General features: G+C 45.0%; 19 protein-coding genes. 15 read left to right on the top strand and 4 right to left on the bottom strand.

The annotated features are described in order from the left end of the window. Positions 1-405: 405 nt before the first annotated feature. The 5 genes from MHI32_RS07795 to MHI32_RS07815 are packed head-to-tail and all read left to right on the top strand — an operon-like array spanning position 406 to position 5,758. Positions 406-1,722: an arabinan endo-1,5-alpha-L-arabinosidase gene (locus MHI32_RS07795; RefSeq protein WP_340012115.1), complete on the top strand. Its 1,317-nt coding sequence runs from the start codon at positions 406-408 to the stop codon at positions 1,720-1,722. Continuing rightward, positions 1,719-3,194: an alpha-N-arabinofuranosidase gene (locus tag MHI32_RS07800; protein ID WP_340012116.1), complete on the top strand. Its 1,476-nt coding sequence runs from the start codon at positions 1,719-1,721 to the stop codon at positions 3,192-3,194. Before MHI32_RS07795 ends, MHI32_RS07800 begins: the two co-directional genes overlap by 4 nt. Before the next feature lie 4 nt (positions 3,195-3,198). Beyond that, positions 3,199-3,471: a DUF6171 family protein gene (locus MHI32_RS07805; RefSeq protein ID WP_076106144.1), complete on the top strand. Its 273-nt coding sequence runs from the start codon at positions 3,199-3,201 to the stop codon at positions 3,469-3,471. A gap of 31 nt (positions 3,472-3,502) precedes the next feature. Continuing rightward, the gene (locus tag MHI32_RS07810; RefSeq protein WP_340012704.1) at positions 3,503-4,780 is read left to right on the top strand and encodes a glycoside hydrolase family 27 protein; all 1,278 of its coding nucleotides are present in this window, start codon (positions 3,503-3,505) and stop codon (positions 4,778-4,780) included. A gap of 12 nt (positions 4,781-4,792) precedes the next feature. Continuing rightward, positions 4,793-5,758 (top strand): family 43 glycosylhydrolase, encoded by a 966-nt coding sequence (locus tag MHI32_RS07815; protein ID WP_076125166.1) that lies wholly within the window; start codon positions 4,793-4,795, stop codon positions 5,756-5,758. Between the two features lie 81 nt (positions 5,759-5,839). On the opposite strand, the gene MHI32_RS07820 is transcribed toward MHI32_RS07815, so the two are convergent. Next, entirely contained in the window at positions 5,840-6,367 is a 528-nt protein-coding gene (locus MHI32_RS07820; RefSeq protein WP_076142484.1) for a hypothetical protein, read from the bottom strand. Positions 6,368-6,602: 235 nt separating this feature from the next. Here MHI32_RS07820 and MHI32_RS07825 point away from each other — a divergent pair, with 235 nt between their 5' ends. Further along, positions 6,603-9,278: a YhgE/Pip domain-containing protein gene (locus MHI32_RS07825; protein ID WP_340012117.1), complete on the top strand. Its 2,676-nt coding sequence runs from the start codon at positions 6,603-6,605 to the stop codon at positions 9,276-9,278. 82 nt (positions 9,279-9,360) lie between these two features. On the opposite strand, the gene MHI32_RS07830 is transcribed toward MHI32_RS07825, so the two are convergent. Further along, entirely contained in the window at positions 9,361-10,335 is a 975-nt protein-coding gene (locus tag MHI32_RS07830) for an aldo/keto reductase family protein (RefSeq protein WP_076280513.1), read from the bottom strand. Between the two features lie 66 nt (positions 10,336-10,401). Between MHI32_RS07830 and MHI32_RS07835 the strand changes: the two genes are divergently transcribed. Beyond that, a complete protein-coding gene (locus MHI32_RS07835) occupies positions 10,402-11,109 on the top strand; it encodes an SGNH/GDSL hydrolase family protein (RefSeq protein WP_340012118.1) in 708 nt (235 codons plus the stop codon). 41 nt (positions 11,110-11,150) lie between these two features. On the opposite strand, the gene MHI32_RS07840 is transcribed toward MHI32_RS07835, so the two are convergent. Further along, entirely contained in the window at positions 11,151-11,921 is a 771-nt protein-coding gene (locus MHI32_RS07840) for a DeoR/GlpR family DNA-binding transcription regulator (RefSeq protein WP_076130709.1), read from the bottom strand. Between the two features lie 241 nt (positions 11,922-12,162). Here MHI32_RS07840 and MHI32_RS07845 point away from each other — a divergent pair, with 241 nt between their 5' ends. Genes MHI32_RS07845 through fucU form a run of 4 tightly spaced genes read left to right on the top strand, consistent with a single transcriptional unit; the run spans position 12,163 to position 16,515 of the window. Then, on the top strand, positions 12,163-13,929 hold the full coding sequence (locus tag MHI32_RS07845; RefSeq protein ID WP_340012119.1) for an L-fucose isomerase: 1,767 nt from the start codon (positions 12,163-12,165) through the stop codon (positions 13,927-13,929). 29 nt (positions 13,930-13,958) lie between these two features. Beyond that, positions 13,959-15,404 (top strand): rhamnulokinase family protein, encoded by a 1,446-nt coding sequence (locus MHI32_RS07850; protein ID WP_076301924.1) that lies wholly within the window; start codon positions 13,959-13,961, stop codon positions 15,402-15,404. Between the two features lie 20 nt (positions 15,405-15,424). Beyond that, entirely contained in the window at positions 15,425-16,075 is a 651-nt protein-coding gene (locus MHI32_RS07855) for a class II aldolase/adducin family protein (RefSeq protein ID WP_038569477.1), read from the top strand. Positions 16,076-16,086: 11 nt separating this feature from the next. Next, positions 16,087-16,515, top strand: a complete 429-nt coding sequence (gene fucU, locus MHI32_RS07860) for an L-fucose mutarotase (protein ID WP_076277110.1) — start codon at positions 16,087-16,089, stop codon at positions 16,513-16,515. A gap of 75 nt (positions 16,516-16,590) precedes the next feature. On the opposite strand, the gene MHI32_RS07865 is transcribed toward fucU, so the two are convergent. Continuing rightward, positions 16,591-18,582 (bottom strand): beta-galactosidase, encoded by a 1,992-nt coding sequence (locus MHI32_RS07865; protein WP_340012120.1) that lies wholly within the window; start codon positions 18,580-18,582, stop codon positions 16,591-16,593. A gap of 264 nt (positions 18,583-18,846) precedes the next feature. Here MHI32_RS07865 and MHI32_RS07870 point away from each other — a divergent pair, with 264 nt between their 5' ends. The 4 genes from MHI32_RS07870 to MHI32_RS07885 are packed head-to-tail and all read left to right on the top strand — an operon-like array spanning position 18,847 to position 24,807. Further along, entirely contained in the window at positions 18,847-19,818 is a 972-nt protein-coding gene (locus MHI32_RS07870) for a sugar ABC transporter permease (RefSeq protein ID WP_076142502.1), read from the top strand. A gap of 17 nt (positions 19,819-19,835) precedes the next feature. Next, the gene (locus tag MHI32_RS07875) at positions 19,836-20,720 is read left to right on the top strand and encodes a carbohydrate ABC transporter permease (protein WP_076130713.1); all 885 of its coding nucleotides are present in this window, start codon (positions 19,836-19,838) and stop codon (positions 20,718-20,720) included. A gap of 34 nt (positions 20,721-20,754) precedes the next feature. Further along, the gene (locus MHI32_RS07880; RefSeq protein ID WP_340012121.1) at positions 20,755-22,341 is read left to right on the top strand and encodes an extracellular solute-binding protein; all 1,587 of its coding nucleotides are present in this window, start codon (positions 20,755-20,757) and stop codon (positions 22,339-22,341) included. Between the two features lie 51 nt (positions 22,342-22,392). Beyond that, positions 22,393-24,807, top strand: a complete 2,415-nt coding sequence (locus MHI32_RS07885) for a helix-turn-helix domain-containing protein (protein WP_081390197.1) — start codon at positions 22,393-22,395, stop codon at positions 24,805-24,807. Positions 24,808-24,813: the final 6 nt, after the last annotated feature.

Below are 24,813 nucleotides of genomic sequence, written 5' to 3' on the forward strand. Positions count from 1 at the left end.
GTCATAAATTATACTATTTTATAAAATTATAAACTAATAAGGCATATAAATAAAGTATACTTCCTTATTTTGTAGAATGTACGAATATAAGAGGGATTTTTGGCATGATTTTTATTTGATTTAGTAAAATTTAAACATATAAAGAATTAATCTAAAGAAAAAGGCTGTTATTTCGCCATAATTCATTTATTTCGAGTTTAATTTTATATAAATATAAAAAGGTTTATAGAAATATATTTACAAGGCTTTTTATATATGTTATTTTATATTGTAAGCGAATACATATTTTTTCATTTTAAATTTAATATTTATTGCTGTTCAATCTGTTGCTATTTCTGAGGTGATAATTTAATGGTAAAAAAAACATCAGATCTTGTCTTTCCAAGTTCCCCGGGGAACATGCCAATGTATGATCTATCAGTGATTGATATCGAGTCTTTATGGACGATTCACAACACACATGATCCAGGCATTATTAAAACAGATGAGGGTTACTATGTTTTTTCTACCGACATAAGAGTCGGAGGAGAATTACGTCCAGGCGTAATGGTTCGGAAATCACAGGATCTTATCCATTGGGAATGGGTTCATTATGCGCTGCCGGGAATTCCCCAAGTTGCGAAGGAATGGGCAGGGGCTACTAATTTATGGGCACCCGATGTGGTGAAATACGGTGAACAGTATCGAATGTATTACTCGGCCTCATCTTTCGGAAGTAGACAATCGCTAATCGGACTTCAAACTTCAGCTTCTATTGAGGGACCTTGGACCGATGAAGGTGTAGTGATTCAGACGCGTGCTGAAGATTCACTGAATGCGATTGATGCCAATGTGCTTACGGATGCAGATGGGCGAATGTGGATGGTGTATGGTTCTTTTTTTGGTGGAATTCATATCATTGCGCTGAATGCGGAAACAGGCAAACCGAAGCAAGAAGGTTTTGGTACGCTGATCGCTAAACGGGATAATACCATTAAAGATGGAGCAGTTGAAGGACCGTACATAGTGTATAACGAGCAATTCAAAAAATACTATTTGTTCGTCTCCTATGACTCCCTGTTTGAGGATTATAACGTTCGTGTCGCTCGTGCAGATACTATTACCGGCCCATATGTGGATTATAACGGACGAGATATGACTGATAGTGCGCATCAACCCCGATATGAGGTCGGCAATAAAATACTGGGTGGCTATCGCTTTGGACAAGATCCAGGTTGGATAGCTCCCGGCCATAACTCAGTTCTTCATGAGGATGGCAGCTATTATATAGTTCATCATGCACGTGGTGAAATCGATAAACATTGGTCCTATTTACAGGTTCGTCGAATTCTGTGGACAGAGGATGGTTGGCCTGTTGTATCTCCAGAACGGTTTGCGGGTGAAGTGGAACAGGATATTCCAGAACAGCTAATCGCAGGACAGTGGGAATGGATTGTAATGGACCCCTCAGCGGATGGCCAGATTCAGTCTGCCGTCATAAGTCTATCCTCTGACTTTAAGCTGGAAGGTGCGAATGGAAAGGGAAGCTGGTCTTTTGATGGATGCAGAGTCCTGACCTTGGTCTGGAATGATGTTGTCGAGGGTGAAGGCCGGATAGAGAAGGTGCAATTGCTTCCGTCATGGGATTGGGAGAAAGAAACTCAGACCCTTGTATTTACTGGATTAAATGAAAATGGAATTTCCATCTGGGGTAAGCAAAAGAATGGAGAAGAGAATAGATGACTACGATCAAGCTACATGCAGGTAAAGGAATTAATAAGATCAGCAAATATCTATATGGTCATTTTGCCGAGCATTTGGGCAGATGTATCTATGACGGGATCTATGTGGGGGAAGATTCACCGATTCCGAACACCAAGGGCTTCCGCAATGACATCCTAGCAGCACTCAAAAAAGTTAATATTCCTGTCCTTCGTTGGCCGGGGGGCTGTTTTGCCGATGAGTATCATTGGAAGGATGGCGTCGGTCCAAAAGAAACCCGTAAGCGGATGGTGAATACGCACTGGGGCGGTGTCGTCGAGAATAATCATTTTGGGACGCATGAATTTTTTGAATTATGTGAGTTGCTGGATTGTGAACCGTATATCTGCGGGAATGTTGGCAGTGGCACTGTTCAGGAGATGTCGGAGTGGGTTGAATATATGACCTTTGAAGGCGAATCACCGATGGCGGACTGGCGTCGTGAAAATGGGCGTGAAGAGCCGTGGAAGTTGAAGTATTTTGGTGTAGGTAATGAGAACTGGGGCTGCGGCGGCAATATGCGTCCAGAATATTATGCAGATTTGTACAGACGTTACCAGACATATGTGCGCAATTATGGTGAAAATCAGATCTATAGAATCGCTGGTGGCGCCAACGTTGATGATTATAATTGGACGGAAGTGCTAATGCGCGAAGCTGGACGGTTTATGGATGGTCTCAGTCTTCATTCGTATACGATTCCTGGAAGCTGGGAAGAGAAACGTTACGCTTTAGGTTTTGACGAAGCCGAATGGTTTGAGACTATGCAAAAAACCTTGCATATGGATGAATTGATTACTAAACATTCAGCGGTTATGGATAAATATGACCCGGATAAGCGGGTTGGAATGATTATAGATGAGTGGGGAACTTGGTTCTTAAGTGAACCTGGTACGAATCCAGGGTTCCTGTATCAGCAGAATACACTCAGAGATGCATTGGTAGCAGGGGTAACGCTGAATATTTTCCAAAAGCATAGCAGTCGTGTGCAAATGGCGAATTTGGCTCAAGTGGTCAATGTACTGCAAGCCCTTATCCTGACGGAGGGCGACAAGATGATTCTAACGCCTACCTATCATGTATTTGAAATGTACAAAGAGCATCAGGATAATGAACTGCTTGAAGTTACTATTGAGAGCCCTGATTATACGTTTGGGGAGCTTACAATTCCACAGATTAGCGTTTCTGCATCTCGTGATACGAATGGCAAAGTATATGTTTCACTCTGTAACCTGAGCCATAAGGACAGCGCATCGCTAAGAATTGGTATTGAAGAGGTTAGCTTTAGCAAAGTGACAGGTCAGATTTTAACGCATTCCGTGCTGGGAGCGCACAATACGTTTGAGGCACCGGATACAGTTACTCCAGTAGCTTTTGAGGGTGCGTCTTTATTAGGTGAAAAGCTGAGCTGCGAGCTTCCACCTGCTTCCGTGGTAGTCTTGACTCTGGAATAACATCATGTCAGAGAACCAAGAAAAAAACCGTCGCTGCAAAAGCTGTGATGAGAACATGAGAATAAGCCCAGAAAAACTGGAGCGTTTAATAGAGATAGCCACTAGAGAAAGACCTTTAGCGCCCGAGGAGCAATATTTGCAGCGTATTGAACATTGCCGAGATTGCTCTGGCCTGCAATTTGGTAGCACTTGCCGTTATTGCGGCTGTCTCGTAGAGGTAAGAACAAGATTGCAGGACTCTACTTGCCCCTATCCCTCGGCACCTCGCTGGGAGTGAATACTAAGTTTTTGAAAAGGACGTGAAAATCATCACACAAAATTTGTTAGCTGCTACGCCCCCGATGGGCTGGAATAGTTGGGATTGTTACGGAGCCAGTGTAAATGAAGAAGAAGTAAGAGGCAACGCAGAATATATGGCTACCCATTTGAAGGACTTTGGTTGGGAATATGTAGTTGTGGATATTCAGTGGTATGAGCCTGGAGCAAATTCTTCGCAGTACCGCAACTTTGTACCGCTGGTTATGGATGAGTACTCCAGACTTCAACCTGCTGAGAACCGGTTTCCTTCCGCAGCGGGAGGCAAAGGGTTTGCGCCACTCGCTGAATATGTACATGGATTGGGTTTGAAATTCGGCATACACATTATGCGCGGAATCCCGCGTCAGGCTGCTCATGCGGCCAGTGCCATTCTAGGATCTGAGCAAACCGCACGCGATGTGGCTCATCCAAATTCTATTTGTCCATGGAATACGGACATGTATGGAGTAGATGCTTCAAAAGAAGGCAGTCAGGCGTATTATGACTCGCTGTTCCAGTTGTATGCCAGTTGGGGTGTGGATTATGTGAAAGTGGATGATATTGCCGCTTCTCGCATTTATGGATATCACAAAGAAGAAGTTGCTATGATCCGTAAGGCTATTGACCGCAGCGGCCGCGAGATGGTACTCAGTCTTTCGCCTGGACCTGCTCCAGTGGAAGAGGCTGAACACTTAGCCGGACACGCTAACCTTTGGAGAATGACCGATGATTACTGGGATCATTGGCATTTGCTGCGCGGGATGTTTGAGCGCTGTGAGAAATGGGCTCCTTATGTGCAGCCGGGCCATTGGCCGGATTGTGACATGCTGCCGTTAGGTCATCTGGGCATTCGTTCTGTAGATGGCGGGGGAGACCGGTTCACGCGGTTTACTCATGACGAGCAGGTCACCATGATGACACTATGGAGTATTTTCCGCTCCCCGTTAATGTTTGGAGGAGAACTTCGGGACAATGATGATTGGACATTATCTTTATTGACCAATAAGGAAGTGCTTCATCTGCATCGTTATGGTAAAGGCGGCAGACAGGTAGCGCTAAATGAGGAGCATGCGATCTGGACATCTGAGGATGAACAAGGTAACCACTATGTAGCTTTGTTTAATCTTAGCGATGAAGCTTTAACGCTTCTGGTGTCGTTCGAGCAGCTTAAGGTTTCAATTCCTAGTACTATACGTGATCTATGGCAAAGCCGCGATTTGGAAGTGGTTAACGAAGGTATTTCTCAAACTCTTCCACAGCATGGTTCTGTATTGTTAAAGTTTAAATAGAGGAGAGAGATTATGAATACGAGTGTAGAATATAAAAATCCATTGGTGGAGCAACGTGCTGATCCATGGGTATATAAACATACAGATGGTTATTACTACTTTATTGCTTCTGTCCCAGAATACGACCGGATCGAAGTACGGAGAGCAACAACAATCGAGGGATTGGCTGCTGCAGAACCGGTTGTAGCTTGGCGTAAATATGAGACGGGTCCGCTTAGTGCAAACATTTGGGCACCAGAGCTCCATTATATTGACGGGAAATGGTACATTTATTTCGCGGCGGCGCGTACTACGGAGACGAAGGATGGATTATTCGATCACCGTATGTTTGCTCTTGAGAATGAATCTGCCAATCCTTTAGAAGGAACATGGGTAGAAAAAGGCCAGGTAAAAACCGCTTGGGAATCCTTTGCATTGGATGCAACCACCTTTCAACACAAAGGAAAATTGTATTATGTATGGGCACAGAAGGATCTGAATATTGAGGGGAATTCTAACCTGTATATCTCGGAAATGAGTAATCCATGGACGCTAACCGGTCCTCAGACCATGATTGCTACTCCTGAATATGACTGGGAGATTATTGGGTACAAGGTAAACGAAGGAGCTGCAGTGCTTAAACGTAACGGCCGTATCTTTATCAGCTTCTCGGCTAGCGCTACGGACTTCAATTACTGCATGGGACTTTTGGTTGCAGATGAGGACAGCGACCTGCTGGATGCCACTTCATGGACCAAACTGCCGGAACCGGTATTCCAGACCAATGAAGAGAATGGACAATATGGACCGGGTCATAACAGCTTTACTGTAAATGAAAATGGGGAAGATGTACTCATCTACCACTGCCGCAATTATAAAGAAATTACCGGCGATCCGCTGTACGATCCGAACCGTCATACTCGTGCTCAAGTCTTCCATTGGAATGAAGATGGTACGCCGAATTTTGGGGTTCCCGTTAAGGATGCAGCTAAACAATAATTCGTTAAGGAAATAAAAAAAGAGGGTTACTTATAAGCCATTTACATGGCTGCTGAGTAACCCTCTTTCTTATGTTGCACCTTAAGGTATATATTGTTGAACGATAGAAGTAATTACGCCGTCCTGAACGGTGATGTGATACGGGAACTGGCTCAAGTCGATGACATCCGTTTTATTAAATTGATCCATAAATTGCTGTAAGGTGATGGACTCATTCCAGTTGATATCCAAGTCATCCATATTGCCAGTGTGATCAAAAATTTGCATCGTCACTGTGGCGTTATCCGCAATCGGATAAGTTGTCAGAGTATCAACATCATTTACAATATAATAACTGTCTGGAGCTCCGCCTATTTCTGCTGCAGCTTCTGGATCTCTTTCAGCAAAGATTCGATCGGCATCAGCACCCTGATACCAGTTTATTTCATCGGTCGTACCGGAGAGCTTGCCATGGTCGGATTCAATAGTATGAAAGTAAACTGTTTGATGCTGGGTCTTGTCACTATCTTGCGCATCTACCCGTGTTCCAATGGTACTTGCAGAAGTAATGAGGGAAAGAAACAACAGAACAACAACCGGTAACACATACGCTGACTTTTTCTTAAACATTATTAATCTCCCCCTTGAGATATGTAGGACGTTGTATAGAACTTATTACCCTCTCTGTTTTTTCTTAAACGGGTTTATATTACTCTTTACGTGAGAAGAGCAGTTTTTGTTGCATTTTTTTAAAAGTTTTTTAAAAAAGCAATGAGAAGTCATGAGTTTCCTAAAATGAATAGTAAAAGCTTGTCTCCTCGGGCATATTAAAATATCAAAACATGCAGATTAGGGGGAGCAGCGAATGGGCGGAATACTACGGATTTATAGGAACGATTGGCGTAATTTATTCAGAGTTCCTGTGGCCGTATTGCTGGTTGCCGCTTTGGTGGTATTGCCCTCCGTGTATGATTGGGTGAACGTTGCGTCAGTATGGGATCCTTATAGCAATACTTCTGGCATTAAAATTGCTGTTACCAGCTTAGATGAAGGTACTAAGGTGCAGGAGAAGGATTTTAATATCGGCAATGAGGTCATGGAAAGTCTTCGGAGCAATAAAAACTTGGGCTGGACCTTTGTAGATGCAGAGACTGCGCATAATGGTGTCAAACGCGGAGACTACTATGCCAGTATTGTTATCCCTGCTAATTTCTCCAAACGAATGACTGGAATTCTTGAAGGAACGATTGTGAAACCAGAGATCGAATATACCGTCAATGAGAAAATAAATGCGATTGCTCCTAAAATCACGGATAAGGGCGCCACTTCAATCACCACACAGATCAGTGAGAATTTCACGGAAACGATTAGTGAGACGGTATTTACTGTTTTAAGTCAAATCGATAAGGAATTTCAATCTGAATTGCCCATTATACGCAAGGTAGAAAAAGGATTGTTTAAATTAGAGGCGAGCCTGCCAGAAATTGAAACCGCAGGTAAACGTGTATTAAAAATTCAGGAAAATTGGCCGCAGATTCATGCCTCAGCAGAGCGTATTTCCACATTGGAGAATAAGCTGCCAGAGGTGGAAAAAGCGGGTGAGGCTTTAGAGAAAATTGCTGAGCATTGGCCGCAAATCGCGAGTACCTTAGATCATTTAGGGGGGCTACAGGACAAGCTGCCCAAGATTGAAGAAGCGGCACAGCTAATCGTTCAACTTGATAACCATTATGGTGAAGTTGAACAGATCATGGCTCAGGCCTCGCTAGGTCTTACGGAAGCGCATAAAATCGTTAATGCTGCCTTAACAGCACTGCCTGAGGCAGAAAAGATTGCCACTGCCGGAAATGATTTTGTTCTGGAGCTTCAACAATTTTTGGAGAAGAGCAGTGCTGCATTTGAAGCTGTTCCAGCAGCTGTCAAACAGAATCTTAATCTCCTACAGCAAACGGAGAGCTCAGTGGTCAAGCTTGCTGAACAGTTAAAGGGAGAGGATAACGAGCCACAAGCTGTACGTGAGCAGTTGGAGGTACTCTCAGCACAGTTGGCTGCAGGAAGCAGCGTAATTGAACACACACTTTCTTTGTTAAATGCATTGAACACATTTTCCCCTGAAACAGTGTCTATTGCTGAGCTTGCGGCATTGAAAGGTGTAGACAGTGTTTTGAACAGTCAGAAGTCCTTGGTAAATGCTATGACGGCTGACCTTCAGAATAAGGATAACGCTGATTCCAGTGCAATTAACCAATTGTTCCTAAAGTCTGGTCTTGGGAAGCTGGCGATTGCGAAGCTTATCTCAGGATATGATTCGTCGACTATCCCTGCCATAAAAAATAAACTGGAGCAAATAACTTCGGCGGCAGATGTCACAGCTACCGCATTGCAGCAGGTGCCAGATCGTTTACCTGCGCTGGGTACCCTGCTGGAAGAGACAATGTCGGCGATTGAGTTCGGGCAGACAAGCTTAGCTAGTCTGCAGCAGGATTTGCCAGCTATACGCGAAGCGGTCCACACAGCAGCCAGTGGGGTTGCCGATCAGACCCAGGGCTTTGGTGCTTTCATCCGAGATACACTTCCGCTATTGGAGAGCAGCTTACCTACTGCAGGGGAAAAGATACAGCAAGCTGCGAATTTCGTGCGTCAGGATCTGCCTACTGTAGAAGAGCGGGTTCATCAGGTCTCGGAGCTGATTCGTACAGGACTCCCCCGTGCAGACAAAGGAGTGGCGCTTGCCGCAGATTTGGTGAGAAATGATCTTCCAGTACTGGAAGACTCGATTCGAAAAGCCGCCTCCACGATCCGCCAAATTAAAGAAGAGATTGATCTGGGGGAAATTGCGCAACTGCTCGGAGGAGATATTAAGAGCAAAAGTGATTTTTTGGCCAATCCGGTAGTGTTAAAAGAGAATAAGTTATATCCCATTCCGAATTACGGCTCAGCAATGACTCCTTTTTATGTCGTACTTTCCTTATGGGTCGGAGGCACACTGCTTGTCTCTCTTCTCCGCACAGGTGTGGATACGGGGGGGCTAACGTACAAAAGATATCAATTGTATTTTGGCCGCCTGCTGACCTTCCTTACGGTGGGGATTCTTCAGGGGCTGGTGGCTGTCCTGGGCAACATTTTTATTTTGCACTGTTATGTGGTGAATAAGGTGTGGTTTGTACTTTTTGGAGTGTTAATCAGCATCGTGTTCGTAACCATTGTATTTACGCTTGTCGCTGTATTTGGCAACCTGGGAAAAGGAATAGCAATCGTGTTCATGGTGCTTCAATTCTCTAGCTCCGGCGGTACATTTCCGATTAGTACGACTGGGCGTTTTTTTCAAATATTAAATCCGTATATGCCGTTTACCTATGCAATTAGTCTGATGCGGGAGGCGGTTGGGGGAATTCTGCCGGAAGTGGCGATTCGTGATGTGATTTATTTGATTATCTTCGGTGTGCTGGCACTCTTGCTGGCATTACTCCTCAAGAAACCACTGGAGCCTTTTATCCATAAGGCTTCTGAACAAGCCGAAGAGTCTAAATTGATTTCTTAAAGAAAAAGAGGATGTGCCTAAGCCATGGTGATGGCTTTTGGCACAACCTCTTTTGTGTACTATATGGCAATTGTGCAAAAGGTTATCTGGCAGGAGCAAAATCAGCTACCGGCTTAAGAATCTCCTCGATTTGCTGTAAAGTATCTGCGGAGAGTACCGTATCTACAGCTTTAGCATTTTCTGCAACTTGCTCTGGTTTACTGGCACCAATTAATGCTGAACTTACACCAGGCTGGCGTAGAATCCATGCCAATGCCAATTGCGAAAGCTTCAGGTCTAAACTGTGAGCGAGTTCATCCAGCTGTCCAACCACAGACAACACATCATCACGGAGGTAGCTGGAGATCACACCATTAACTGAATTATCCGCTGCACGGGTTCCTGCTGGAGGTTGTTGCCCCGGTTTATATTTGCCAGTCAGAATTCCTTGCGCTAGTGGAGAGAAGACCACTTGGCCCAGCCCCTCACGCTGGGATACTTCAAGGACCTCGTCTTCAATATAACGTTCGAACATATTATAGATAGGTTGATTCGAGATCAGTGGACGCAGATTCAGTCTGCGGCTGATACCAGCAGCATTGGAGATTTGGGCTGCGCTCCATTCGCTAACAGCGGAGTAGAGAATCTTACCTTGAGCCGTCAGATCATCCAGCGCGCGTAGAGTCTCCTCTACAGGGGTCTCTGTATCAAAGCGATGACAAAAATATACATCAATATAATCGGTGCCTAAGCGGCGGAGGCTGGCTTCACATTGCTCCATAATATGCTTGCGGGACAAACCACGGTTATTAACATCGTCTCCCATGGGGAAAAAGACCTTTGTACTTAGCACATAAGATGATCTTTCATAGGAGCGTAGAGCAGCCCCCATCGCTTTTTCGCCTTCACCACGGTTATATGCATTAGCCGTATCAAAGAAATTGATACCGCATTCAAAAGCTTTGCTGATACAAGCATCGGCTGCCTTTTGCTCTGCTGCTGTTCCATATGTAAGCCAACTGCCTAGTCCGATCTCACTGATTTTGAGCCCTGAATTGCCTAGTCTTCTATATTTCATTTTTCTCTTTCCTCCTTGTATTCTATATGATAACTTTACTTGTATTATAGGAGACATTCAAGTTGAATGATTAATATACTAGTAATCAAGGAGATGAAAGATTCAATGACTAATCCAGCTACTAAAAAATCAAAAGTGATCTTATTTCAGGGTGACTCCATTACGGATGGGAATCGGGGTCGTGATGAAGACCCGAATCATATTCTTGGACATAGCTATGCGTATATCATCGGAGGCAAGCTAGGGAATGAGCGGGCAGAAGAGAATCTGGTATTCTATAACCGCGGAGTGAGTGGAGATCGAATCTCCGATTTATATGCACGCTGGAATGAAGATGCAATTAGCTTGCAGCCTGACATCATTAGTATATTGATTGGGGTTAACGATATTTGGAGAATGATGAAAGGGGAACCAAGTGGAGTTACGGACCGTTTTGAACGCGCTTACCGTCATGTACTTGAAGAAACACGTGAAGTTCTGCCACATACGAAGCTGATTTTATGTGAGCCTTTTATTTTAAATACCGGAGCTCCAGCTGAACAGTGGGCAGAATGGGAAGCGAAGATTACACATTATCAGGGAGTGGTTAAGCAGCTGTCTGAGCAATTTGATACGGTCTATGTACCTTTACAGGATGCTTTCAATGCAGCTGCGGAGAGAGCAGAAGCAGCCTACTGGCTGTGGGATGGCGTTCATCCGACGACTGCCGGGCATGATCTGATTGCTGGGGAATGGCTGAAGGTCGTCTTGGAAAGGGGTCTTTTAAACAACTAAGTTATAAAGTTATTATCTCTCTTTATCTATGCACCTGCTGATCACTCAGCGGGCGCATAGATAAGAGATACATGGTAATTATTTAAGAAATCGGTCCATTCCTCAGAAGGCTTCTGATCTGTAACAATATAATCCACTCTATCAAAGCTGAACAACTTAATGAACGCAGTCCGGTCAAATTTGGAGTGATCTACGAGCAGAACCACTTTATTTGCCTGCTGCTGCATAAGCACCTTCAGTTCACTTTCTTCTTCATTTGAATCACTTAGCCCGCCTGTCATAGACAATGCTTTACAGCTGAATATAGCTACATCCACATTATATTTTCGAATCGTCTGTGAAGCGGTATTTCCAACAAAGGAGCTGGTCTCGGGGCCTAAAATTCCACCTGTGGAAATCAGCTTTTGACCGGAGTGTTGAAATTCGGATAATACCACCAGAGAGTTCGTAATAATTGTCAGATTGTTTTTCTCCTCAATAATTCTACGCAAGGCTTCAAACACCGTTGAGCTCGTATCCGTCACCAAGCTGTCTCCATCATTGATTAATTGCAGTACATTATCGGCTATGATTCGCTTCGCTTCAATATTGACCTGATGTCTGCTGATATAGGAAGGATCTTCATTGGTATGGGCGTTGAGAATGGCCCCACCATAATTTTTTTTGGCAAGACCTTCTTTGTCCAGTTTATCTAGATCCCGCCGAATGGTCTCTTCCGAGACGTTGAATTTTTGCGCTAGCTCTGCGACATGGACCTTCTTCTGTCTGTAAAGCTCTTTAATAATTAGATCCCGTCGTTCAAATGCTTTCATTCATTCACTCACCTTTATATATAAATCGTCTGCTTTCTAGTGTACTACATTGTTGTTTAAATCTAAAAATAATTACATATTCACATAAAACCACAATATATAATAATAATATCACATAAAACCACACTTTTGTTTAGGATATATGTTGTTTTGTGTTGACTAAAGCGCTTGCAGATTTTATGATGAAGGAGAAATAGATCTATTAACGATGACTCTAAGATGATCTTGAGGAGGAACGGCATTGATAGAAAACTATCCGAAAATTGGTATCCGCCCAACCATTGATGGCAGAAGAAGAGGCGTTCGTGAATCACTGGAAGAGCAAACGATGGGCATGGCTCAGCGGGTGGCTAAGTTTATTGAAGCGAATTTAAGGTATCCGAATGGGAGTCCTGTAGAGTGCATCATCGCCGATTCTACGATCGGTGGAGTTAAAGAAGCTGCTGCTGCGGCTCAGAAATTCTCCGGGGCTAACGTAGGGGTGTCGATCACCGTGACGCCTTGCTGGTGTTATGGCTCAGAGACAATGGATATGGATACATCCATTCCGCATGCCGTGTGGGGATTTAACGGAACGGAACGGCCGGGTGCTGTGTATCTAGCTGCTGTTCTCTCGGCGTATGCTCAAAAGGGAATTCCTGCGTTTGGTATCTATGGTGAAGATGTTCAAGAGTCTAGCAGTGAAGAGATTCCAGCGGATGTGCAGTCTAAATTGCTGCAGTTTGCTAGAGCAGGCTTAGCAGTTGCTCAAATGAAGGGGAAATCATATTTATCTATGGGTTCTGTTTCGATGGGGATTGCGGGTTCCATTGTGAATGAACAGTTTTTCCAAGAGTATCTGGGCATGCGCAATGAATATATAGATATGTCTGAATATGTCCGGCGCTTTGAAGAAGAGATTTATGATAAAGGGGAATTTAAGCGTGCGCTAGCGTGGACTAAAGAAAACTGCCAAGTTGGCGCCGATAATAATCCGCCGCATCTGCAAATCAGTGCGGAAGAGAAAGAGAAGCAGTGGGAGACCTGTGTGAAAATGACATTGATCGCCCGCGACCTGATGATCGGCAATCCGGTTCTCGCTGAGCTTGGTTTTGAGGAGGAAGCTAACGGCCACAATGCAATTGTTGGCGGTTTCCAAGGCCAGAGACAATGGACGGACCATTTCCCTAACGGCGATTTCATGGAGACGATGTTGAATTCTTCTTTTGACTGGAACGGCAAACGTACACCTTATCTCGTAGCGACAGAGAATGACAGCTTGAATGGGGTAACGATGCTGTTCAATTATTTGCTTACGAATACAGCACAAATCTTTGCGGATGTCCGAACCTTCTGGAGTCCCGATGCTGTGAAGCGAGTGACGGGTCATCAATTGGAGGGAGAAGCAGCTCACGGAATACTGCATCTGATCAACTCTGGTTCGGCAGCGCTTGATGGTACAGGTGAGCAAAGGATAGAGGGTAAACCTGCAATCAAACCTTTTTGGGAGATTACAGACGAAGAGGCTGAGGCTTGTCTAAGCAATACACAATTCCGGCCAGCTTCTCAAGAATATTTCCGGGGAGGCGGATTCTCTACCGATTATTTAACCCAAGGCGGAATGCCGGTTACTATGGCTCGTTTGAACCTGGTGAAGGGGCTTGGACCTGTTCTTCAGCTTGTTGAAGGTTACACCGTAGAGCTGCCTGAAGAGGTTCATCATACTTTGGATCAAAGAACAGATCCGACATGGCCGACGACCTGGTTCGCTCCTAAGCTAACTAACAGTGGTTCATTCCAATCGGTATATGATGTCATGAATAATTGGGGCGCGAATCATGGGGCGATCAGTTATGGCCATATCGGGGCGGATCTGATTACGCTGGCGTCGATTTTACGCATTCCAGTAAGTATGCATAACGTTGAGGAATCACGTATTTTCAGACCACGGGTGTGGTCGTTATTTGGGACGGAGAATCTGGAAGGAGCAGATTACAGAGCCTGTCAGAATTTCGGACCGCTATATTAAAATCTTCTTGTGGAGCAGGTGTGCTTGAAATGGGTGATACGATTAAGCTTCTGGCTATGGATCTTGGCGCCAGTTCCGGAAGAGTGATGTTGGGATTGTATGACGGTAACACCCTTCGCATAGAAGAAATTCATCGGTTTGCTAATACGCCGGTGTATGTTGGCGGGCATTTGTATTGGGATGTTTTGAAGCTCTTCCACGAAATGAAAAAAGGAATCCAGAGAGCTTATAGGGCGCATGGAAAATTGAGGTCTCTAAGCGTGGATACGTGGGGAGTCGATTACGGTTTTATTGATAAAAGAGGGATGTTGCTCTATTCCCCCCATCATTATAGGGATAGGAGAATGGGAAGCCATCGTCTAGGGTTGGAGGCGCTGCTTCCACCAAGGGAGCAATTTAGCATTACAGGTATTCAACCGAGCTTGATTAATACGGTTTATCAGCTGTTTGCTGATTTTCAGGATAACGATTCTCTGCTAGAGGTTGCAGATACTATTTTAATGATGCCAGACCTGTTCCACTATTTATTCTCTGGTATCGCGGCAGCAGAAAGCACGATTTGGAGTACAAGTGGCTTAATGGACGCTGTATCTGGTGAAGTCTCCACTGAAGTATTCAGCAGGCTTAATATCCCGGTTGGTATAGTGCCACAACGGGTTCAAGCGGGAACGGTTATTGGTTCTATCCTTCCGGTAATTCAAGAGGAGCTTAGCGTAGGTTCAATGGAGGTAATTGCGGGTGCTTCTCATGATACGGCTTCAGCAGTAGCTTCTATTCCTTATTCTCTAAAGGAAGATGCAGCATTTATTAGCTGTGGTACATGGTCGTTAGTGGGCATGGAGACGCCTAAAGCTGTCATTACAGAGAAAAGCTATGAATACGGATTCACAAATGAGCAGTGTTACGGCCAATCTAATCGTTTGCTCAAAAATATAACGGGACTATGGATTTTGCAGGAGCTGCAAAGGAATTGGGCCGAAGCGGGAAAATACGTCAGCCAAGGCCAAATGGTTGAGCTAGCCGAAACCATAAATCATGCTCCAGCAATTATTAATCCGAATGACGAGCTGTTCAGTACACCCGGTGTGATGACCCAACGGATTAGAGAATATTGCGAACGAACAGGCCAGCAAGCCCCTTATACGAAAGCTGAGATTATACGCGTCATACTTGAGAGCTTAGCAGAGTCCTATCGCCATACGATTGACGAAATGGAAGAGATCACCGGCAAAAAAATCAATATCATTCATATGGTCGGTGGTGGGATTCAGAATGAACTGCTCTGTCAGCTTACCGCTAATATTACGGGGAGAAAAGTTGTAGCGGGGCCTGTGGAAGCCAGTGCAATTGGCAATATAATTATTCAACTGGCTGCCCTAGGGGAACTGGAAATCTCCGGGGGCAAGCAGGTAGTGGAAAGATCTTTTGCCTTTAAGACATATCAGCCTTCTTTGGTGAAGGTTTGTGAAAAATAGGATACGAGGAGAGAAACCCTATGGATACCTTGGAACAAAAATTACGTTTGCAGATTTGTGATATCGGGAGAAACCTGTTTAATAAAGATTTTATTGCGGCTAATGATGGGAATATTTCTGCTCGCTTATCAGAGAATGTAATTCTGACTACCCCCAGAGCGGTGAGTAAGGGATATTTAGAGCCTCATATGCTTGTAAAAGTGAATCTGCAAGGTGAAGTCCTTGAAGCAGCTGAAGGCTACAGACCCTCAACGGAAGCAAAAATGCATCTAAGAATTTATAATGAGCTGCCAGAGATGAAGGGTGTGGTCCATGCACATCCCCCGTATGCTACTGCATTTGCCATAAAAGGTGAGGCGCTCGACAAGATGATGATGCCAGAGTCGGTGATTATGATCGGAGATATTCCGTTGGCGGAATATGGAACACCATCGACGGAAGAAATTCCAGATTCACTGATGCCTTTCCTGGGCAAAAAAACTGCGGTTCTGCTAGAGAATCACGGAGCCCTTACTTGGGGAGAAGATGTTATGGAAGCATATCTGAATATGGAGCGGCTTGAGTATACCGCCAAGCTCACCTTCATTACCCGGATGATTGGCGGGGAGAGAGAATTGCCACAGCATCGGATTGATGAGCTGGTAGCGTTGCGATCATTTTATGGGAAGTAAAGAGGTGCCTTATGTTAAAAGGAATTCCTAAGCTGCTGTCTCCGGAGCTGGTACGCATTCTGATGGAGATGGGTCATGGGGATGAGCTTGTATTGGCTGATGCGAATTATCCCGGACATTCGTTGAATCCGAGGGTACTGAGATATGATGGCATCGGTATTCCCGAACTGCTGGATGCCATTTTAGAGTTGTTACCTCTGGATCATTACGCAGAGCAACAGGTGGCTTTTATGGCAGTGGTTGCAGGAGATCCAACTGTGCCGGTCATTTGGACCACATACGAGACTATCATCGCCAAACATGATGCTGAAGCCACGATTAAACATGAGGAACGTTTTGATTTCTATAACCGTTCTAAGCAAAGTTATGCAGTGATAGTTACAGGTGAGGAAGCGTTGTATGGGAACGTTATTCTTAAAAAAGGCGTTATAAAAAGTTGAAATAACGGAAATGAAGCCGCTAACCGCTTGGGTGACCAAGGAGTTAGCGGCTTTTTATGCTGCAAGGATAAGTATTTATAACCGGATTACTCGGTACTCATATGCACCAAGGGAGAGGGGGCCGCAGGCCACGGATTTGCCTGAGAGAACATCATGTCCGTCCCGCGGGAGTGTGAGACTTCCCCCGTGTCCATCCATATTTACAAGGGTCCAGACTTCGGAAGCCTGGTCATCGCTTCTAGGGCAGACAAGGGTTCCCTTAGTGACATTACTGCGTAGGGTGACACCAGCACGTTCTGCATAATGATCAATGAGTTTATATAACATTAGGTCGCCTTCTTCACCGGCAGGCATTGAACCCAGCATAACAATAGTGCCTTGTCCGTAAGGCTGCTCCGTCAGGAAGGACAACCCCGGCGTCACCCCCTCCGTAACCATTCCGATACTGGAAACGGACTCTGAAACGGGTTCAAAAACAGAACTCCACAAGGACAAGGGAGCAGATACCCCAAAAGCGTGTCCAATCGTGCCTGTTGATTCCAGCGGATAGGTAAACTTAGTTTTGACGCCTGCTAACCGCTCCAATTCCCCAAGTCCGGCATTCGTATGAAGGGTATGCTCCTTCGTTCGTCCTCCGGTAAGAGGACCGACAATCCAAATCCCGCCAGCTGCTGTGAAGGCCAGGGCACTTTGCACATACTCGGGGGACAAATAATGTACGAATGGAGTGAATAACAGCTTGTATCCGGTTAAGTCTCCGCCTTCGGGCAGCAGATCCCTGTGAATGCCCATATGAAGAATTCTTTTGTAGAAATCGCCCAGCAGACTACGATAATTTAGCTTCCGATGAGGTTCAGTTGCGAGATAAGCTTTGGTTCTGTCCGAATAGGTGATCGCAACATCTGCCCGAAGGGGCCGGGTGGAGAGCATAATTTGTTCAATTTCCCGCCGTGCTTGATTGGCCTCCAGCACATTAACGTACCCTAGAGCTGGTTCTCCCCAGGCACTAAGGATCGAGCTATGTGTTTGTTCACTTCCGGAAGTATGCTGGCGCCAGAGCCAATAGCAAAATGCACCTGCACCCAGCGCATAGGCGGCAACTGCTTCTGCTTTCAGATATCCATTCGGATGGGGCACACCAAAACTGACTAGAGATGCGGCAAACGAGGGTCCGGTCTCCATTATCCAGAAATCTTTTCCCGGCTTGAAATTTCGCCACAGATCACAGTTAAGCAGATAAGCATGCATATTTTCCTGTGAGGCATAGGTGTCGTAGGCAGCAAAGTCGAGATTTTGAAATAGCCGCTCATTATCTAGATGAAAAGCGACACTGCTGTTGTGGGTAATTGGCGCAGTGGAGTGGCGGCGGATAATATCAGCCTGCTCATCGGCGAATTCAGCGATCTTTTCCATTGAAAATAAGCGGTACATCGTCCGCAGGGATGAATTGTGGAGGAAAGGTGCGGGTCCTGGCTGTGGCACCTGATCAAAACGTTGATAAGTTTGGCTCCAGACGGCTGTTCCCCATGCCTCATTCAACCTTTCAATGGAGCTGTAGCGCTGCTGCAACCAGATATGCCATAAGTCTTTACAGGTCTCACACATACACTCCGCCACATGCGCTTTGAATTCGTTATCGAGCTGCCAGGCGGTTAACCCCGGCAGTGCTCCGGTCTCCTTGGCAATATGCTCCGTAATGATGGCAGCCCGCTTACGAAAATAAGGATTGTTGGTACAAATATGCTGCCGTGCTCCATGTCCCATTACCGTTCCGCTTTCATCCACATAACAGCGCTCAGGATGTCCATGAGTAAGCCAGATGGGGGGTGTCGGTGTCGGCGTACACATTACTGTGTCAATTCCGTTTCTATGTAACCTTTCGATATATTTCACGACGGGGCCGATATCAATCTTATCTTCTTCTGGCTCCAAAGCAGACCAAATGAATTCTCCGATTCGTACGATATTAATCCCCGTTTCTTTCATTAGAAGGATGTCCTGCTCAAGCACCTCTTCACTCCATAGCTCGGGATACCAAGCAGCACCGTAGTATAGCTTGTTCTTCAATTCAGTTCCTCCTTTAAGGCAAATATTTGCTGGAAATCATCACTTGGAATCATAGGTGCTTAATGTCTTACGGACAATAGTAAACTTTTGCGCGGTTTGGACTTTTTAGATAAAATGGAATTTTTAGCTTATATAAAGCGTTCAAAAAAGTCCGATTGCTGGAAAAAATCACTAGCAGCATAATAGGAGTCGCAGTAAGGGTGATTGCAGTAATCCATGGCTACAGTAATCGCGAGCTGTACATGACAAATGGAGGTGAACAGGATGAAGCACGTAACAGTTCCGGGAACTTCAGAACAACAGCCAAAGCCGCAGACCTATCGAAATATCCGGGTAAGAAGATGGAAACGTTTTAAACGTGATAAATGGTTATATATTCTGCTGCTCCCTGGAGTCCTTTATTTTCTTGTTTTCAAATATGTTCCGATGTGGGGCGTGCTGCTGGCTTTTAAGAATTACCAGCCGTTTCTTGGTTTTCAGAAAAGTGAATGGGTAGGTTTTGAGCATTTTCGTGTTTTTTTCCAGAATCCTGATTTCTTTATGCTGCTGCGCAATACGTTATTGTTATCGTTTTATAATTTGATTTTCTTTTTTCCGGCGCCGATTATTCTGGCACTGCTTCTAAACGAAATACGGCTTTCCTTCTATAAAAAGACGATACAAACGATGATTTATGTTCCGCACTTTATATCCATGGTCATTGTGGCCAGTATGAGCTATGTATTTTTAACTACGGAAGGCGGGACTGTAAATGAGTTTTTGTATACGTTTACAGGCAGGAAAATAGACTTTCTAGCTAATCCTGACTGGTTCCGTCCATTGATTATTCTCCAGACGATCTGGAAGGAGTGCGGTTGGGGGACGATTATATTCCTGGCAGCGCTGGCCGGTGTAGATGTGGAGCAATATGAGGCTGCGGTAGTAGATGGTGCGAACCGGTGGCGGCAGATTTGGCATATTACGTTGCCTGCTATCCGCAGTACAATCGTTATTTTACTTATTCTTCGGATGGGAACGATTTTGGATAACGGTTTTGAACAAATTTATTTAATGATGAATGCTCTTAATCGTGAAGTAGGTGAGGTGTTCGATACCTATGTATACGCACTGGGGATTACCCAGGGAGCTTTTAGTTACAGCACGGCTGTTGGATTATTTAAATCAATAATCGGTGTGACGCTTGTGCTCGGGACGAATTGGATCGCCAAAAAATTTGGTGAATCTGGACTTTATTGAGAAGGGAGAAGCTTGCTGTGGCCAAACAATACAAGAGTACGGGTGGAACTGCATTTGATATATTCAATTATATATTTTTAGGGATTATCGGGATCGTAGCGATTCTCCCTTTCCTCTTTGTGGTTTCGGGCTCCTTCGCTACAGATGCGGAAATTACTAAACGTGCCGTATTCCTGATCCCGACCACGATTTCTTTTGACGCCTACCGATTTATCTTTTCAACAGATACGATTATGCGCAGTATAGGGGTTTCTATTTATGTTACGGTAATCGGAACTGTCGTTAATTTATTCTTCACGGTAACTATGGCTTATCCGATGGCAAAACGATATCTGATGGGCCGTAATTTGGTACTCAACCTTGTTATTTTTACGATGCTGTTTGGTGGAGGAATGATTCCAACCTATCTCGTCATTCGGGAGCTGCATCTGCTGGATACGCTCAATTCTCTTATTTTACCGGGAGCAATTAGCGCCTTTAACCTGATTATTGTCAAAAACTTTTTTCAGGAGCTGCCTATAGAAATGGAAGAAGCGGCGCGTATTGATGGTTGTTCTGAGCTGGGCTTGTTGTGGAAGATAGTCCTTCCTTTATCCAAACCGGTTCTCGCTACATTTACGTTGTTCTATGCTGTGGGACATTGGAACAATTTCTTCTCGGCACTGCTCTATATTACGGATCCGACAAAATGGCCTTTGCAGGTGATGCTGCGACAGATCGTAATGTTATCCCAATCTGCGGCTGGCGATATGAGTTCTATGGATCCAAGCTTTGTGCAGCCACCGGAGCAGTCGATTAAAATGGCGGTTATTGTAGTAGGTACTCTACCAATTTTATGTGTGTACCCATTTCTGCAAAAACATTTCGCTAAAGGGGTGATGCTGGGTTCTGTTAAAGGATAACAAACTTAACTTATTCCAATTTGGAGGTATAATAATGGAAGCTAATCGTTCGGTAAAAAAGAAGCGCTGGTTGTTACTTTTACTTGTGGCTATGATGATTACAACTGTTGTTGCAGGTTGCTCAGGTAATGAATCTGCAGGTTCTAACAGCAAAAGTGAGGGAAGTAGTAATACTGGAGAAGAGAAAAGCGAGTCCCCGCTGGATCTGACCCTCATGCTGCCGATATTCAAAACAAATTATCCGAAGGATGGCAGTCCGGTTGCTGCTGAACTGGAGAAACAGACCAATACAAAAATCCACTTTGAGTGGGTCCCGAATGCATCTTATGCAGATAAATTTAATATTACGCTAGCTTCTGGGAAGCTGCCGACCATTATCTACGTGGGGGATGTTAAGGCTTCTAGTTTTGTGAACGCTGCCAAATCGGGTGCATTCTGGGAAGTAGGGCCTTACCTTAAGGATTATCCGAATTTAAGCCAAGCGAACCCGGTTATTCTGAAAAACTCGGCCATTGATGGGAAGAATTACGGGATCTATCGGGGGCGTGTACTCGGCCGTAACGGTATGGTTTTCCGCAAGGATTGGCTGGAGAAGGTGGGGTTGCAAACACCGCAGACGGTGGATGATTTCTACAATATGCTGAAAGCGTTCAAGGAAAAAGATCCAGACGGCAATGGTAAAGAGGATACGTATGGCATGGTGCTTGTCAAATGGAGCGGCCAGTGGGCCAGCGGTTTTGATACCATTAAGTTATGGTTTGGAACACCGAATAAATGGGGCGTGCAAGATGGCAAGCTGGTGCCTGAGCATGAATATCCAGAATATTTGGAAGCGCTTAAGTTCATGAAGAAGCTGTATGATGAGAAATTGATCAACTCCGACTTTGCTGTAATGGACAGTGCCAAATGGACAGATCCGATCGTGAACAATAAGGCAGGAGTAATCGTCGATGTGGTCGATACAGGCGCCCGGGTGGATGATAAAATTCACGCTGCGCTAGAAAAAGAAGGCAAAGACGAACCGGATAAACATTATGTAGATGTAAGCGGGGGCGTAACAGGTACGGATGGCAAGCTACACACATTGCCGACCTCTGGTTTCTCGGGCATGCTGGCTATTCCAAAATCATCTGTGAAGAGCGAAGAAGAACTGAAACGGGTACTGGCTTTTCTAGATCAAATCAATAATCCGGAATTACAAACGATGTTAGGTTTTGGTTTGGAAGGTACTCACTACACTATGGTGGATGGTTTTATTGAACGCTCCAAAGACACTGTACTTGTGGAGTCAGAAGTGGAAGGTCTAAACCAAATATTGGCTTATATTCCTGAGGATAAGTCCAAGACTGTAGCACAAACGCCGCTGCGCCTTAAACAAACTGAAGTTCAAAAGGCAAATGAAGCTTCCATCGTGGTTAATCCGGCAGAGGCCTTTATTTCCACAGTATATTCGCAAAAGGGTGCTCAACTCGACAATGTAATTAACGATGCACGCATAAAGTATATTGTAGGACAAATTGATGAAGCTGAATTGAAATCAGCATTTGACGTATGGAGAAAAACAGGTGGAGATGATTTAGTAAAGGAAATGAACGAATTATACGCTAAGGCTGACCACTAGATCCTTCCTAGTGCTTTTATCCGGCTGGAAAGGATCTGAGGAGCAAAACGAATGTGGTTCGATTGCACTTCAAATTTATCCGATTCGGCTGGTGAGAGCATAGTGATGAGAAATGTGGCGAAATGGAAGCGTTATACAAAAGGCTGGTCAGGCTGTAAAGGCCGGTATTATCGGAAAAACCTGATCATTATGCTGGTGGTGTCATCCATTCCGGGGTTTATTATTGGTGCGCTTGTCTACTGGATGGCAGGGGGACGTCTGGAGAGCGAGCTGCTGCAGATGCATAACAGGCAGATTGAACAGCGGGCGGCTAATATTGATGATCAGCTGTCCAATCTGGAGCTGATGCTGGCACATTGGGCTTTTGATCCCAAGTTTGATTACAGCTTGAATGGCCTTGATTTTATTCAAGATCATGAGCGGGCTTGGGATATTACGAAGACACTCGTAGTGATGCAGGGCTCGAACACGATGACGAGTAACGTTGAACTCTATCTATCAGGAGATTATCCATTACTATTTAATCCCGAATATGGCACGATTGACTCCAGCATGGTTTCTGGTCAATATGACAAATTGATTGATACTGAACAAAGCACCTATTGGACGCAGTGGGCATTCGATCCCAATAAACCAAATGTCAAAGAATTAACGCTTGTCCATCATATTCCGGGTGGAAGCTTGAAGCCCTTCGGGGCTCTTTTGCTCCGCATGGATACGGAGAAAGTAGCTGCGATGCTACGAACTATGACACCTTATAATAGCGGCGAGACATTTTTGCTGCAGACGACGGGGGATTTGTACGTATCTGCTGGAGACAGTGCCGAGGATTCTCCCTTACTTACCGCATTGCATAATGAGATTGTGGAACGGGGCGCGAACCATGAGTCAAATCTTGAGTCCTCTTTTCTCTTCGACTGGGGTAAGGCTACATATGCAGTGACTTATGGTGAGTTTTCCCGACTCTCCGCAGACTGGCTCTATGTGTCCGCTTCACCGATAACCAGCATAACTTCACCTGTCGTCTTCATTTCAAGACTGATATTTTTAGTTAGCTTTAGTGCTTTGCTGCTGGCGGCGATTCTGTCTTGGTTTGCTTCCCGTAAAATCTATTCACCGATAGGACGTTTGCTGCAGACTTTGTTGCCTGACCAAGCGGCGGCTGCGAGTAGGGAGGATGAGTTCATTCTGATTGAACGGCATTGGCAGAACTTGCACGGGGAGAGCCATGCCCTGAAGTACACTCTTTCCGAGCAGCTTCCACATGTGAAAGAAAGCTTTCTGCATCAGCTGTTTCAGGGGTATTTATATTCTTATTCTGAGCAGGATCTGCAAAGCCGGATGCGGCGCTTTAAGTGGGAAGTAGAGGATTGTCATTATATTATTCTTTATATTCAGCTTACAGGCATCTCCAGCCAGGAGGGGAAGTTCCGCAACGGTGATGAAAGTCTTGTATCATTCGCCGCCGTCAATATTATCGGAGAATTGTCTGCCGAGCACTTTAAGCAGGCTGATATTATCAATTTCCATGATCTCACGGCAGGATTACTTCTTATCGAACCCGTTGCGAATCCATCGCTGGAAGCGGTGCAAGCCTTTAGCGAAGAACTGACAGGAACGATTAATCGCATGTTAAAAATGAGGGTAACAGTGGCGTTTAGTGCACCGGTTGGAAGGATATCCGGTATTCCGCTAGCGTTCGAGGCTGCGAAGCAAGCCGCTAGTTATCGCCAGTTTGGTGGTGAGAACCAGATTATTAATATGGAGCTACTGGATCGTGAGGGGCAAAGTACGCCAGAACCGCAATATTCGTTCACTTTGGAGCGCGGAATGATTCAGGCCCTGCGCACAGGAGAAGCGGAAGAGGCTTACCGGCTGTTGGAGGAATTTCTGGAGGCACTGTGTGCCAATGGGGCAAAAGTGATTGATGTGCAGCAGGGCATGCTTCATTTGTTAGGCAGTATTCAGCACGCCATTATGGTCTCAGGCATTCATCCAAACCAACTGTTCAAAGGGGCTAATCTGTACGCGGCACTGTCGCAAATTCATGAGCCGAAGCTTATCCTTGCCTGGTTTCAGGAAAAGGTAGTCGCACCGTATCTGACGGAGCTGAGTGAGCGTTCTGATGCCGGAATCAAACGGACGATTGAGCATGCCATGATGTATATCAATGAGCATTATATGGATAATATTTCGCTGGATGGATGTGCGGATTATACAGGGATCAGCCCATTTTTACTGAGTAAATCATTCAAACGGGTCACCGGGAAAAATTTCATCGATTATCTGACCGAATTACGGCTTGATAAAGCCAAGGAGCTGCTGCGTGATACCTCGCTGCGAATTAACGATGTAGCTGAACAGGTGGGTTATCAGCATAGCTATTTTAACCGGATTTTTAAGAAACAAGAGGGAATAACCCCAAGCCGCTATAGAGAGCTAAGCCATAATAATGAAGCTCTTTAAAAGTAA

Source organism: Paenibacillus sp. FSL H7-0690, assembly GCF_037980415.1.
GTDB classification, from domain to species: Bacteria; Bacillota; Bacilli; order Paenibacillales; family Paenibacillaceae; genus Paenibacillus_AQ; species Paenibacillus_AQ odorifer.